The organism is Rhodobium gokarnense (assembly GCF_025961475.1).
Classification (GTDB): Bacteria; Pseudomonadota; Alphaproteobacteria; order Rhizobiales; family Rhodobiaceae; genus Rhodobium; species Rhodobium gokarnense.
The window spans coordinates 503762-517379 of record NZ_JAOQNS010000003.1; the positions used below are offsets into that span (position 1 = coordinate 503762).

Below are 13618 nucleotides of genomic sequence, written 5' to 3' on the forward strand. Positions count from 1 at the left end.
CCTCCCAAACGACCGGTTTGTGCTTATTGGGCAGCCGCGAGCCTTCCGTCTTTCATGTTGTCTTTCAGGAAGTGCGCCAGGGTTTCTTTATTATCTTGCGTCAATCGCAACCCGCGTTTGGTGCGGCGCCAAAGGATATCGTCGGCCGTCGTCGCCCACTCGTTTTCCACGAGGTAGCGGACTTCGACCTCATAGAGATCATATCCGAAATGCGCGCCAAGGTCGCTATGGTTTGCAGCCGCACCCAGCAGGGTCCACGCCCGCGTGCCGTAGAGCCGGACGAGCCGGGCCGCGTGCTCCGCTTCCAGGAACGGATAGGTTTTCCGGAGCTCGGCAACGAGGTCGTCATAGCCGGTGATGGCGAAATCGCCGCCCGGCAGCGGCGCCGTCTCCGTCCAGGGTGCGCCCCTCTCGCCGAGGAAATCGCCGATGCGCTCCAGCACCGTCTCGGCGAGCTTGCGATAGGTGGTGATCTTGCCGCCGAAGATGTTGATGACCGGCGCCGCACCTTCCTCGTCGTCGACCTTCAGGACGTAATCGCGGGTCGCCTGGTGCGCCGCCGTCGCGCCGTCGTCATAGAGCGGGCGCACCGCCGAATAGGTCCAGACCACGTCGTCGGTCGTCACGGCTTCAGCGAAATAGTCGCTCGCCGCGTCGCACAGATAGGCCGTCTCGTCGGCCGAGATCGCGACCTTTGCCGGATCGCCCTCATAGTCGCGGTCGGTGGTGCCGATGAGGGTGAAGTCGTCCTCATAGGGGATCGCGAAGATGATGCGGCCGTCGGAATTCTGGAAGATGTAGCAGCGGTCGTGGTCGAACAGGCGCTTGACGACGATATGGCTGCCCTGGACGAGCCGGATGTGATGGGCCTCATTGCGGCCGAGGGCCTCGCCGAGCACATTGTCGACCCAGGGGCCGGCAGCATTGACGAGGAGCTTTGCGGACACCGTGCGCTGCCTGCCGTCGGCGGCTTCAAGGGTCACCTGCCACCGACCGTCCTCGCGCCGGGCCGAGATCGCCTTGGTCCGCGGCAGGATGGTGGCGCCGCGGTCGGCCGCGTCGCGCGCATTGAGGACCACCAACCGGGCGTCGTTGACCCAGCAGTCGGAATATTCGAACGCCTTGGAATAAAGCGGCTTCAGCGGCTTGCCCGCCGCGTCCGTCCGCATGTCGATCGTGCGCGTTCCGCCGAGATGGCAGCGCCCGCCGAGATGGTCGTAGAGAAAGAGCCCGAGGCGCAACAGCCAGGCCGGACGCAGCCCCTTGTGATGGGGCAGGACAAAACGCAGCGGCCAGATGATGTGCGGCGCCAGGTGCCACAGCACCTCGCGCTCCTTCAGCGCTTCGCGCACCAGCCGGAACTCGTAATATTCCAGGTAACGCAACCCGCCATGGATCAGCTTGGTGGAGCCGGAGGAGGTCGCGCTCGCCAAATCGTTCATCTCGGCAAGACACACGGAATAGCCGCGCCCGGCGGCATCCCGGGCGATGCCGCATCCATTGATGCCGCCGCCGATAATGACAATGTCGAACGCGTTTCCCATCCCCAACCGGTTCTTTTTATTTTGCAACGCAGCAAAACGGGAAAGATACGAAATCCATTTCAGTTAAAGTGAACGTAAAACGAATGTCAATCGAATTTCAGGGCGATCTAAAGAACGGGTCTGATCAGAGACGACGGACGGGGCATTGCGCTGGCGACAGGGATGCAACCCGTTGCTGTCGGCCTCAAGACCCTCCTCCGCCCGCACATCCTTTGAAAAAGGTCGGCGGAGGCCGTCGAGGTATTCGGCGAAAGCCGTCGAGGCACGCAGGCACAAATTTATCCCCGCCCTCACCCCCTCTCCTGCGTCATTGCCGGGCTTGACCCGGCAATCCATGAGGCCTTTCGGAACAATCGGTTAGGTCTTTTTTTGCCGCTCCTCATCATAGACTACCGGGTCGAGCCCGGTAGTGACGCGGAGTGGGACGCGCCGGGAGTGCGCGAGCCTCGAGCGGGATGGCAGTGGTTAAGAGCGGTGATGCCCCGAGCAGGCGGCCGCCGGCCCGCACACCCAACCAATCCAAAAACCGCAACTGCCGCCCTCAGCCCCGCGCCGTCTCGATCAGCTCCACACCGTTTTCCGCGCACATGCGGCGGATGTGATCGAGCTCGCAGCGGTCCGTCACGAAAGTATCGACCTGGGACAGGTGGCCGATGCGGACCGGTGCCGTTCTCTCGAACTTGGTGGAGTCGGAGACGAGGATGACGTGGCGGGTATTGGCGATGATCGCCTGGGCGACCTTCACTTCCCGGAAATCGAAATCGAGCAGCGAGCCGTCCTGGTCGATGGCCGAAACTCCGATCACCGCGTAGTCGACCTTGAACTGGCGGATGAAATCGACGGCGGCCTCACCGACGACGCCGCCATCGGAGGCCCTGACCACGCCGCCGGCGATCACCACCTCGAACTGGGGATAGATCCGCATCCGGTTGGCGACGTTGATGTTGTTGGTGATGACCATGAGGCCTTCATGGTCGAGCAGCGCCTCGCCGACGGCCTCCGTGGTGGTGCCGATATTGATGATGATCGAGGCATCGTTCGGTATGAGACCGGCCGCGGCAACGCCGATCGCGGCCTTTTCGTGTGCCGCGATCTGCCGGCGCTGCTCGTATTCCATGTTCTCCGTGCCCGACGGCAGCACCGCGCCGCCATGGATGCGGCTGAGGATGCGGCGCTGGCAGAGATCGTTGAGGTCCTTGCGGATGGTCTGCGGCGTCACATCGAAGCGCGCGGCAAGCTCCTCCACCAGCACGCGGCCGTGCTCCTTGGCGAGCGTCACGATCTCCGTATGGCGCGGCGGCAGGTACATGGCCCGGCTCCCTCCCGTCAGAACTGGATGCGTCGGCGAGTGTAAATGAAAAAAGCGAAAATAAAAGGAACCGCCGATGACGCGCCGTGAACGCCGATGCGAGCCGTTTGCGATTTCGCCGCGATGGGTGTACCCCGCAAAAGGATCACCACGACGCGAAAGGCGCTCCCAAAGATGGCTCCGAACGGCGATCGGCTCGACGACGCGGCGCGTGCCGGCTGGCTCTACTACGTCGCCGGCAACACCCAGGACCAGATCGCCGCGAAGCTCGGCGTCTCGCGCCAGTCGGCCCAGCGGCTGGTCTCCCTCGCCGTCTCCGAGGGCCTCGTCAAGGTGCGCATCGACCACCCGATCGGCCGCTGCATGGACCTCGCTGCGAGGCTGACGGAGCGCTTCGGCCTCGCCTTCTGCGACGTCGTGCCGACCGACCCGGCGGCGGCGACGAACATCGTCGGCGTCGCCCAGGCGACCGCCCTTGAGATCGAACGCTGGCTGCGCCAGCCCGAGCCGACCGTGATCGCCATCGGCACCGGCCGCACCCTGAAAGCGGCCGTGGAACAACTGCCGCCGATCGCCTGCCCCGACCACAAGGTCGTCTCGCTGACCGGCAGCATCGCCCCGGACGGCTCGGCCGCCTACTACAACGTCATCTTCACCATGGCCGACACGGTGACGGTGCGCTCCTTCCCGTTGCCGCTCCCGGTCATCGCGTCCTCGAAAGAGGAACGCGACATGCTGCGCTCCCAGCCGATCATCCGCCCGACCCTTGAGCTTGCCGCCCGGGCCGACGTCGCCTTCGTCGGCATCGGCGAGCTCGGCCCCGAGGCGCCGCTCTGCGTCGACGGCTTCGTCGGCGAGGCGGAGATGGAGGCGATGCGCGCGGCCGGCGCCGCCGGCGAGATCGTCGGCTGGGTGTTCGATACCGACGGCAACGTCATGGCCGGCTTCAGCAACGACCGGGTCACCGCGCCGGAACTCGCCCCGGCCCGCGAGCGCCCGACCATCGCCTGTGCCATGGGCGAGAAGAAGCAGGGCGCGATCCTCGCCGCCCTTGCCGGCCGCCTCATCACCGGTCTCGTCACCGACGAGAAGACCGCCGAGGGCCTGCTCGCGCGCGCCGACGAGGCCCGAACCGGCGCCGCAAGAACCGCCCCGGCGCCGGCCGCCGGCTGGGCGCCCGCAAAGGCAGACTGAGGCGGCAGCGCCTTAACGTTTCGCAGAGCACTCCCGGGACACGGCCGGGCCGGAGCCGCAACGCGCCGCCGATGTGGTCGTCCGTGCCGGGCCTGTGACAAACGCTTCAACGCGCTGATATTTTGGATGAAATCGCCCCACTGGCGCAACCCATGGTGCAGCGCAGCACGTTATATACGTTGACTCCACGCACGGTTAATGAGCAAATGCCCAAGGCTGAAGCATTTGCTCATCGACGAAGCAAGGCTCGACCAAAAAGAATTCTGGGAGGATTTCATGACTCTGAAGGCTTTGCTCCTTGGAGCAGGTTCGCTTCTGGTATTGGGCATTGGGGCCCAGGCCGAGACGCTGACGATCGCTACCGTCAACAACGGTGACATGATCCGTATGCAGAAGCTGACCGACGATTTCACCGCAAAGAATCCCGGCATCGAGCTGGAATGGGTGACCATGGAGGAGAACGTGCTGCGCCAGAAGGTGACGCAGGACATCGCCACCAGGGGCGGCCAGTACGATGTCATGACCATCGGCACCTACGAGGTTCCGATCTGGGCCAAGCAGAACTGGCTGCTGCCGCTCGAGTTCGACGAGGCCTATGACGTCGACGACCTGCTGCCGCCGATCCGGGACGGCCTGACCGCCGACGGCAAGCTCTACGCCGCGCCGTTCTACGGCGAGTCCTCGATGATCATGTACCGCAAGGACCTGTTCGAAGAGGCCGGCATCGAGATGCCGGACGCCCCGAGCTGGGACCTCGTTGCCGACGCGGCCCGCAAGATCACCGACAAGGACAAGGAAATCTACGGCATCTGCCTGCGCGGCAAGGCCGGCTGGGGCGAGAACATGGCGTTCCTGACCGCCACCGCCAATTCCTTCGGCGCGCGCTGGTTCGACGAGAACTGGCAGCCCCAGTTCGACCAGCCGGAATGGAAGGAAACGCTGCAGTTCTACGTCGACCTGATGAACGATGCCGGCCCTCCGGGCGCCTCGTCCAACGGCTTCAACGAGAACCTGGCCCTGTTCCAGTCCGGCAAGTGCGGCATGTGGATCGACGCCACCGTCGCCGCCTCCTTCGTCACCAACCCTGACGAGAGCAAGGTCGCCGACCAGGTCGGCTTCGCCCTTGCGCCCGACAACGGGCTCGGCAAGCGCGGCAACTGGCTGTGGGCCTGGACGCTCGCCGTCCCCGCCGGCACCCAGAAGGCCGAAGCCGCGACCAAGTTCATCGAATGGGCGACCTCCAAGGGCTACCTGGAACTGGTCGCCTCCAAGGAGGGCTGGGCCAACGTGCCGCCGGGCACCCGCACCTCGCTCTACGAGAACCCGGAATACGCCAAGATTCCGTTCGCCAAGATGACGCTCGACTCGATCAACTCGGCCGACCCGAAGAACCCGACGGTCAAGCCGGTGCCCTATGTCGGCGTCCAGTTCGTGGCGATCCCGGAATTCCAGGGCCTCGGCACCGCCGTCGGCCAGCAGTTCTCCGCCGCCCTTGCCGGCCAGATCTCGGTCGACCAGGCGCTGCAGAACGCCCAACAGCTGGCCACGCGCGAGATGACCAAGGCCGGCTACATCAAGTAGGCCACTCGACCGCGTAAAGAGAGAGGACCGCCGCACGCTTATCTAACCGGCGGCGGCCCTCACCCCCAACGTTCCGACGCACCTTCTGGCGCCTTTTTCTCGCGACCTTCGGAGAGCCCCGATGGCGACGCTGCACACGCGCACATCCGCCCGCTACATGATGGCGCCGGCCGTGCTCCTGCTCCTGGCCTGGATGCTGATACCGCTGGGAATGACGCTCTACTTCTCGTTCCTGCGCTACAACCTCCTGATGCCTGGCATGGAGGAATGGACCGGGTTCCTGAACTACAAGTATTTCCTCACCGACCCGGCCTTCGATGACGCGCTCATCAACACGCTGCTCCTGGTCGGCGGAACCCTGCTCATCACCGTCGTCGGCGGCACTCTTCTCGCCCTGATGCTCGACCAGCCCTTCTTCGGGCGCGGCATCGTCCGGCTCATGGTCATCGCCCCGTTCTTCGTCATGCCGACCGTCTCGGCGCTCGTGTGGAAGAACATGCTGATGCACCCGGTCTACGGGCTGTTTGCCTGGGTCGCCAAATCGGTCGGCCTGCCGCCGGTCGACTGGCTCGCCCAGGTGCCGCTCCTGTCCGTCATCATGATCGTCTCCTGGCAATGGCTGCCCTTTGCCACCCTCATCCTGCTGACGGCCATGCAGTCGCTCGACGAGGAGCAGAAGGAGGCGGCGGAGATGGACGGCGCCGGCGCCATCTCCCGCTTCATCTATATCGTCGTGCCGCATCTGGCCCGGGCGATCACGGTCGTCATCCTCATCGAGACGATCTTCCTGCTCTCCGTGTTCGCGGAAATCCTCGTCACCACCAATGGCGGCCCCGGCACCCAGTCGACCAACATCACCTATCTGGTCTACTCGCTGGCCCTGCTGCAGTTCGACGTCGGCGGCGCATCGGCGGGCGGCATCGTCGCCGTCATCCTGGCGAACATCGTCGCCATCTTCCTCATCCGCATGATCGGCAAGAACCTGGATCGATAGGAGGTCGACATGGCGCGCGAAGCATCAACATCCCGCAAGCTCACCTACACGGTGATCGGCTGGTCGATCGGCCTCCTGATCTTCTTCCCGGTGATCTGGACATTCCTGACCAGCTTCAAGACCGAGGGCGAGGCGATCGCCAATCCGCCGAGCTTCCTGTTCTTCAACTGGACGCTGGAGAACTACCACGAGGTCCAGGACCGCTCCGACTACCTGAAGCATGTCATCAACTCCGTGGTCATCTCCTTCGGCTCCACCGGCCTCGGCCTCTTGATCGCCGTGCCGGCCGCCTGGGCGATGGCGTTCTCGCCGACCAAGCACACCAAGGACATCCTGATGTGGATGCTCTCCACCAAGATGCTGCCGCCGGTCGGCGTGCTGGTGCCGATCTACCTGATCTTCCGGGACTACAACCTGCTCGACACCCAGCTCGGCCTCGTCATCGTCATGACGCTGATCAACCTGCCGATCATCGTATGGATGCTCTATACATACTTCAGGGAGATCCCCGGCGAGATCCTGGAGGCCGCCCGCATGGACGGCGCCTCGCTCGGCAAGGAGATCATCTACGTCCTTGCGCCGATGGCCGTGCCCGGCATCGCCTCGACGGTCCTCCTCAACCTGATCCTTGCCTGGAACGAGGCGTTCTGGACGCTCAACCTGACGGCCGCCAAGGCGGCGCCGCTGACCGCGTTCATCGCCTCCTATTCCAGTCCGGAAGGCCTGTTCTGGGCCAAGCTTTCCGCCGCCTCGACGCTGGCGATCGCACCGATTCTCATCATCGGCTGGTTCTCGCAGAAGCAGCTCGTCCGCGGCCTCACCTTCGGCGCGGTGAAATAGGGGTTCGTCATCATGGGTAACATCCGCCTGGAAAACGTGAAGAAGGCGTTCGGCGACGCCATCGTCATCCCGGATCTCGACCTTGAGATCGAAAACGGCGAGTTCGTCGTCTTCGTCGGCCCCTCGGGCTGCGGCAAGTCCACGCTCCTGCGCCTCATTGCGGGCCTGGAAGACGTCACCGACGGCAAGATCTGGATCAACGGCCGCGACGCCACCGGCGAGGCGCCGGCGAGCCGCGGCCTCGCCATGGTGTTCCAGACCTATGCACTCTACCCGCATATGAGCGTCTACAAGAACATCGGCTTCCCGCTGAAGATGGCGGGCATGGACAAGAAGGCGATCGACGACAAGGTCCGCGGCGCGGCCGAGACGCTCAACCTCACCGACTATCTGAACCGCCGGCCGGGCCAGCTCTCCGGCGGCCAGCGCCAGCGCGTCGCCATCGGCCGCGCCATCGTCCGCGAGCCGAAGGCGTTCCTGTTCGACGAGCCGCTCTCCAACCTCGACGCGGCGCTCCGCGTCGCCATGCGCCTGGAGATCAGCGAGCTGCACCACCAGCTCAAGACGACGATGATCTACGTCACCCACGACCAGGTCGAGGCGATGACCATGGCCGACAAGATCGTCGTTCTTCGGGCCGGCATCATCGAGCAGGTCGGTTCGCCCCTGGAACTCTACCGCACGCCGCGCAACCGCTTCGTCGCCGGCTTCATCGGCTCGCCGAAGATGAACTTCATCGAGGGCGAGAAGGCGGCCAAGCGCGACGCCCATGCCATTGGCATCCGCCCCGAGCACATGACGCTCTCCACCGACGACGGCCAGTGGCCGGGCACCGTCAGGGTCTCCGAGCACCTCGGCTCCGACACCTTCCTCCATGTCGACGTGGAGGGTGCCGGCATGATGACGGTGCGCTCCGACGGCGACGTGCCCATCGACCATGGCGTGCGCGTGTTCCTGACCCCGGACGAGGCCAAGCTGCACCGCTTCGATGCCGATGGACGGGCGCTCTGACATGGAGCACCCGGACGGCAGCACGGCGGGCGTCACCGCAAGGGCCGCCCGCCGCGCTGCGCCAGGTGTGGATGAGATCGCCGCCCGGACCGGCACCGCCGCCGGCGGCAACTGGACGAGCTGACGGCACCGCCGCCGGCACAGGAGGAAACCATGCCCCTCAAGCTTTCCAACGGGACCCTCGGCGACATCGGCGCCAACATCGCCGTTCCCCGCTACGACCGCACGGAGCTGACCGCCGGCATCCTCCATATCGGCGTCGGCAACTTCCACCGCGCCCACCAGGCCGTCTATCTCGATGCCCTGTTCAACACCGGCCGCGACCATGGCTGGGCCATCGTCGGCGCCGGCATCATGGAAAGCGACGAGGCGATGCGCGCCACGCTCGCCGCACAGGACTATCTGACGACCGTCGTCGAACAGGAGGCGGACCGGTCGCTCGCCCGGGTCACCGGCCCGATGATCGACTTCATCCCCCCCGCCGACCGCGACGCCCTCATCGACCGGCTCGCCGATCCGGAGATCCGCATCGTCTCGCTGACCATCACCGAGGGCGGCTATTTCATCAATCCGGCGACCGGCGTCTTCGACCCGACCATCCCGGCGATCGCCGGCGATGCGGCAAATCCCGAGGCCCCGAAGACCGTCTTCGGCATCCTCGTCGCCGGCCTGAAGCGCCGCCGCGACGAGGGCACCATCCCCTTTACCGTGATGTCCTGCGACAACATCCCCCACAACGGCATTGTCACCCGCAACGCCGTCGTCGGCCTTGCCGCCCTCACCGATCCCGGCCTTGCCGACTGGATCGCCGCCGAGGTCGCCTTCCCCAACGCCATGGTCGACCGCATCACCCCGGCGACCGGCGAGCGCGAGCGCGGCATCGCCCGCGACACCTTCGGCGTCGACGACGCCGCGCCCGTGTTCTGCGAGGACTTCAAGCAGTGGGTGCTGGAGGACAATTTCACCTGCGGCCGCCCGGCGCTGGAGGAGGTCGGCGTCCAGTTCGTGCCAGACGTCACGCCCTTCGAGATCATGAAGATCCGCATCCTCAATGGCGGCCATGCGGTGATCGGCTATCCGGCCGGCCTGATGGGCATCCATTTCGTCCACGAGGCGATGACCGACGACCTGGTGCTGGCCTTCCTGCGCAAGGTCGAGCGCGAGGAGATCGTCCCCATCGTCCCGCCCGTGCCGGACACCGACCTTGCCGACTACTACGCCCTCATCGAGCGCCGCTTCGCCAACCCCAAGATCGGCGACACGGCGCGCCGGCTCTGCTTCGACGGCTCCAACCGCCAGCCGAAATTCATCGTCCCGTCCATTGCCGACAACCTGAAGGCCGGCCGCGGCGTCTCCGGCCTCGCCCTGGAATCGGCCCTGTGGTGCCGCTACTGCTTCGGCACCACGGACTCAGGCGCCGCCATCGCGCCGAACGACCCGATCTGGGACCGCCTGACCGAACAGGCGAAGCGCGCCAGGAACGACCCGGACGCCTGGCTGGAAATGACCGACATCTATGGTGACGTCGCCGCCGCCCCGGCGTTCCGCGAGGCCTTCGCCTACTGGCTCGGCGCGCTTTGGGCAAACGGCACCCACAGGACGCTCGAGGCCTATCTCGCCGAGCCGGTGCGGGCGAGCGGATGATCGCCCGCCGGCACCGGTCCGGCACCGCGACGACGACAGCCGGCGCACGCTCCCGTATGCGCCGGCCGGCTACGGCCGCTGCCGCCCCGGGCGTCAGGCCCCAGGCGACGGCGGCCGTTGCCGCTTCGTTGGAGATGTGGCTTGATGGGCGCAATGATAAACAGCATGCGTAGCCGCGCCGTCGACCTCGTGATTTTCGATTGCGACGGCGTCCTCGTCGACAGCGAGCCGATCTCCGTTGCCGTCCTCCTGGAAGTGATCGCCGAAGACGGCGTGAAGATCTCCCCGGAGGAGGGCTACCGCATCTTCCTCGGCCGCTCCCTGAAGACCATCGTCGAGACGATCGCCGCCGATTACGGCCTCGTCATCACCTCCGACCATGTGACCGAGATCCGCCAGCGCCTGTTCGAACGCTTCCGCCGGGAGCTGCAGCCGACCCCGGGCATCCGCGAGGCGCTTGCCGGGCTGAAGGTGCCGTTCTGCGTCGCCTCGTCGAGCCAGGTGGAACGCATCGAGCTGTCGCTCGGCGTCACCGGCCTGCTGGAAAGCTTCGGTGCGAACGTATACAGTTCAACCATGGTGAGAAACGGCAAGCCGGCACCCGACCTCTTTCTGCATGCCGCCCGGGCGATGGGCGCCGACCCGGCGCGCTGCGCCGTCGTGGAGGACAGCCCGGCCGGAATCGAGGCCGCCGGCAGGGCCGGAATGCATGTGCTTGCGTATCTGGGAGGGTCCCATGTCGGCCCCGCCGACTTGAGGCGGCGCATCGAGGCGATGTCCCCCGATCTGGTGTTCGACAGGATGGCACTGCTGCCCTCCCTGATCGATCGGCTGTCGCCGGGAGAATCCTTCGGCTGATGCGCAATCTGGTCTGTGCGGTCGACGTCGGAACCGGCAGCGCCCGCGCCGGCGTCTTTGAGGCGGATGGCACCATGCTGGCCCGCAAGGTCCATCCGATCGTCCTCAGCCAGCCGGCCGGCGGCGAGGCCGAGCATGATTCGCAGGATATCTGGCGCGCCGCCTGCCGCGCCCTCCAGGCCGCCATGGACGAGGCCGGCGCGACCGCCGAGCGCATCGCCGGCATCGCCTTCGACGCCACCTGCTCGCTGGTCGTGCGCGACCGGGACGGCGGCCAGGTCAGCGTCTCAAAATCGGGCGACGACCGCTTCGACACCGTCTCCTGGATGGATCATCGCGCCCTCGCCGAGGCCGACGAATGCACCGCCACCGGCCACCGCGTGCTGGAATATGTCGGCGAGGCGATGTCGCCGGAAATGCAGACGCCGAAGCTGATGTGGCTGAAGCGCCGGCTTCCTGCCTCCTGGGCCCGCGCCGGCCTCGCCTTCGACCTCACCGATTTCCTCGCCTGGAAAGCGACCGGCAACGCCGCCCGCTCGCAATGCACGCTGACCGCCAAATGGACCTATCTCGCCCATGACGACGGCTGGCAGCAGGATTTCTTCGATGCCGTCGGCCTCGGCGACCTGGTGGCGCGGACCGGGCTGCCGGCAACGCCGCTCGCCGTCGCCGCCCCCCTCGGCACGCTGACGGCCGAGGCCGCAAGCGACCTCGGCCTCGACACCGACTGCGCGGTCGGCGTTGGCGCCATCGACGCCTTTGCCGGCACCCTCGGCGTCCTCGGCGCCTTTGCCGACGAGGACATCGAGCGGCACGTCGCGCTGATCGCCGGCACCTCGAGCTGCGTCATGGGCATGGCCCGCGAGGCGCAGCCCGCCAAGGGCGTCTGGGGCCCCTATTACGGTGCCTGCCTGCCCGGCCTGTGGCTGCGCGAGGGCGGCCAGTCGGCGACCGGCGCCCTCCTCGACCTCCTGATCCGGCAACATGGCAACGGGCTGAAGCCCGACTGCGCCGGCCACGCGGCGATCACCGACCGGATCACCGAACTGCGCGCCCGTGACGGCGACGGCTTTGCCGACGGCATCCACGTCCTGCCGGACTTCCACGGCAACCGCACGCCCTTCGCCGACCCGCACGCCCGCGGCGTCATCAGCGGCCTAACCCTCGACACCTCCTTCGACGCACTGTGCCGGCTCTACTGGCGCACCGCGGTCGCCATCGCCCTCGGCGTACGCCAGATCCTGGAGCACATGGCCCCGCGCGACGGGCGCATCGACACCCTGCACCTCACCGGCGGCCACGCCCGCAACCCGGTGCTGATGGAGCTTTATGCCGACGCCACCGATTGCGAGGTCCGCACCAACGGCGCCAGCGACACCGTGCTCCTCGGCAGCGCCATGATCGCCGCCGCCGCCGGCGGCCTCCATCCGGACCTGCGCGGCGCCTGCCGGGCGATGGGACAGGACGGCGACCGCCGCGCCCCGAACCCGGCCGCCCGCGCCCGCTACGACGCCGACTACCGCGTCTTCCTGAAGATGCAGGAGCACCGCGCCGAACTCGACGCCTTGACCTTGTGACCGCAAGATGGTCGGTATCGTCCGAACCCGTCCCAACGGAGACCCCTCAGACATGATCCTTTGCTGCGGCGAAGCCCTTATCGACATGCTTCCGCGCCAGACCCCAGCGGGTGAGGCCGCCTTTGCGCCCTTCGTCGGCGGCGCGGTCTACAACACCGCCCGCGCCATCGGCCGCCTCGGCGCCCCGGCCGGCTTCTTCTGCGGCATCTCGACCGATTTCTTCGGCGACATGCTGCGCGACGGCCTGGTGGAGAGCAAGGTCGACATCTCGCCGGTGGTGGAAAGCGACCGGCCGACGACGCTCGCCTTCGTCAAGCTCGTCGACGGCCAGGCGAGCTACATCTTCTATGACGAGAACTCCGCCTCGCGGATGGTCACCGTCGACGACCTGCCGGCGCTCCCGTCCTCGGTGAAGGCGCTGTTCTTCGGCGGCATCAGCCTCATTCCGGAGCCCTGCGGCACCGCCTACGAGACGCTGATGGCGCGCGAGGCCGGCAAGCGCCTGACCATGATCGACCCGAACATCCGCCCGACGCTGGTCTCCGACGAAGCCGCCTATCGCGGCCGCGTCACCCGCATGATCGGCCATGCCGACATCGTCAAGCTGTCCGACGAGGACCTCGCCTGGGTCGAGAAGGAGAGCGATATTGACGTTGCCGTAAACGGAATACTGGAACGCGGCCCGGAGATCGTCATCATCACCCGCGGCGGCGAAGGCGCGACGGCCTACCGCAAGAGCGGCGCGATCACGGTTGCCGCCCGCTCCGTCAAGGTCGTCGACACGGTCGGCGCCGGCGACACCTTCAACGCCGGCTTCATGACGTGCCTGTCGGAGGCCGGCATCACCGACCGCGCCGGCCTTGCCGGGCTGGCGGACGACACCATCGAGGCCGCCCTTACCCTCGGCGGGGCCGCGGCGTCCGTCACCATCTCCCGCGCCGGCGCCAACCCGCCCTGGCGCGAGGAACTGCCGGTCTAGCGTATTCCCGAAAAGTGGAGACCGGTTTTCGGACAAGAATACCCGTAAAAAAATAGAGCGTTTCGGGCGATTCCGTAATCGCGTGAA

Annotated in this window: 12 protein-coding genes; 10 read left to right on the forward strand and 2 right to left on the reverse strand. The window is 66.4% G+C overall.

The window, feature by feature from the left end; genetic code table 11:
• Window positions 1-23: 23 nt before the first annotated feature.
• Both glpD and M2319_RS07540 read right to left on the reverse strand, forming a co-directional pair.
• Window positions 24-1544 (reverse strand): glycerol-3-phosphate dehydrogenase, encoded by a 1521-nt coding sequence (glpD, locus tag M2319_RS07535; protein WP_264600828.1) that lies wholly within the window; start codon window positions 1542-1544, stop codon window positions 24-26.
• Between the two features lie 541 nt (window positions 1545-2085).
• Window positions 2086-2853 (reverse strand): DeoR/GlpR family DNA-binding transcription regulator, encoded by a 768-nt coding sequence (locus tag M2319_RS07540; RefSeq protein ID WP_264600829.1) that lies wholly within the window; start codon window positions 2851-2853, stop codon window positions 2086-2088.
• Window positions 2854-3027: 174 nt separating this feature from the next.
• Here M2319_RS07540 and M2319_RS07545 point away from each other — a divergent pair, with 174 nt between their 5' ends.
• The 10 genes from M2319_RS07545 to M2319_RS07590 all read left to right on the forward strand — a co-directional run bounded on the left by M2319_RS07545 (window position 3028) and on the right by M2319_RS07590 (window position 13531).
• Window positions 3028-4047, forward strand: a complete 1020-nt coding sequence (locus tag M2319_RS07545; RefSeq protein WP_264600830.1) for a sugar-binding transcriptional regulator — start codon at window positions 3028-3030, stop codon at window positions 4045-4047.
• Between the two features lie 276 nt (window positions 4048-4323).
• A complete protein-coding gene (locus M2319_RS07550) occupies window positions 4324-5628 on the forward strand; it encodes an ABC transporter substrate-binding protein (protein ID WP_264600831.1) in 1305 nt (434 codons plus the stop codon).
• Between the two features lie 121 nt (window positions 5629-5749).
• Entirely contained in the window at window positions 5750-6622 is an 873-nt protein-coding gene (locus tag M2319_RS07555; protein WP_264600832.1) for a carbohydrate ABC transporter permease, read from the forward strand.
• Between the two features lie 9 nt (window positions 6623-6631).
• Window positions 6632-7462: a carbohydrate ABC transporter permease gene (locus M2319_RS07560; protein ID WP_264600833.1), complete on the forward strand. Its 831-nt coding sequence runs from the start codon at window positions 6632-6634 to the stop codon at window positions 7460-7462.
• Between the two features lie 12 nt (window positions 7463-7474).
• A complete protein-coding gene (locus M2319_RS07565) occupies window positions 7475-8473 on the forward strand; it encodes an ABC transporter ATP-binding protein (RefSeq protein WP_264600834.1) in 999 nt (332 codons plus the stop codon).
• 1 nt (window position 8474) lies between these two features.
• On the forward strand, window positions 8475-8597 hold the full coding sequence (locus M2319_RS07570) for a hypothetical protein (protein ID WP_264600835.1): 123 nt from the start codon (window positions 8475-8477) through the stop codon (window positions 8595-8597).
• 29 nt (window positions 8598-8626) lie between these two features.
• Window positions 8627-10117, forward strand: a complete 1491-nt coding sequence (locus tag M2319_RS07575) for a mannitol dehydrogenase family protein (protein ID WP_264600836.1) — start codon at window positions 8627-8629, stop codon at window positions 10115-10117.
• Between the two features lie 165 nt (window positions 10118-10282).
• Window positions 10283-10975, forward strand: a complete 693-nt coding sequence (locus M2319_RS07580; protein ID WP_264600837.1) for an HAD family hydrolase — start codon at window positions 10283-10285, stop codon at window positions 10973-10975.
• Complete coding sequence (locus M2319_RS07585) at window positions 10975-12552, forward strand: FGGY-family carbohydrate kinase (RefSeq protein ID WP_264600838.1); 1578 nt, start codon at window positions 10975-10977, stop codon at window positions 12550-12552. The genes M2319_RS07580 and M2319_RS07585 overlap by 1 nt, the downstream gene beginning before the upstream one ends.
• A gap of 52 nt (window positions 12553-12604) precedes the next feature.
• Window positions 12605-13531 carry a carbohydrate kinase family protein gene (locus M2319_RS07590; RefSeq protein ID WP_264600839.1) on the forward strand — a complete coding sequence of 309 codons (927 nt, stop codon included), beginning with the start codon at window positions 12605-12607 and terminating at the stop codon, window positions 13529-13531.
• Window positions 13532-13618: the final 87 nt, after the last annotated feature.

Excerpts from the sequence above, each read along its gene's own strand:
- glpD (WP_264600828.1), bottom strand. The coding sequence starts at position 1,544 with ATGGGAAACGCGTTCGACATTGTCATTATCGGCGGCGGCATCAATGGA.
- M2319_RS07540 (WP_264600829.1), bottom strand. The coding sequence starts at position 2,853 with ATGTACCTGCCGCCGCGCCATACGGAGATCGTGACGCTCGCCAAGGAG.
- M2319_RS07545 (WP_264600830.1), top strand. The coding sequence starts at position 3,028 with ATGGCTCCGAACGGCGATCGGCTCGACGACGCGGCGCGTGCCGGCTGG.
- M2319_RS07550 (WP_264600831.1), top strand. The coding sequence starts at position 4,324 with ATGACTCTGAAGGCTTTGCTCCTTGGAGCAGGTTCGCTTCTGGTATTG.
- M2319_RS07555 (WP_264600832.1), top strand. The coding sequence starts at position 5,750 with ATGGCGACGCTGCACACGCGCACATCCGCCCGCTACATGATGGCGCCG.
- M2319_RS07560 (WP_264600833.1), top strand. The coding sequence starts at position 6,632 with ATGGCGCGCGAAGCATCAACATCCCGCAAGCTCACCTACACGGTGATC.
- M2319_RS07565 (WP_264600834.1), top strand. The coding sequence starts at position 7,475 with ATGGGTAACATCCGCCTGGAAAACGTGAAGAAGGCGTTCGGCGACGCC.
- M2319_RS07570 (WP_264600835.1), top strand. The coding sequence starts at position 8,475 with ATGGAGCACCCGGACGGCAGCACGGCGGGCGTCACCGCAAGGGCCGCC.
- M2319_RS07575 (WP_264600836.1), top strand. The coding sequence starts at position 8,627 with ATGCCCCTCAAGCTTTCCAACGGGACCCTCGGCGACATCGGCGCCAAC.
- M2319_RS07580 (WP_264600837.1), top strand. The coding sequence starts at position 10,283 with ATGCGTAGCCGCGCCGTCGACCTCGTGATTTTCGATTGCGACGGCGTC.
- M2319_RS07585 (WP_264600838.1), top strand. The coding sequence starts at position 10,975 with ATGCGCAATCTGGTCTGTGCGGTCGACGTCGGAACCGGCAGCGCCCGC.
- M2319_RS07590 (WP_264600839.1), top strand. The coding sequence starts at position 12,605 with ATGATCCTTTGCTGCGGCGAAGCCCTTATCGACATGCTTCCGCGCCAG.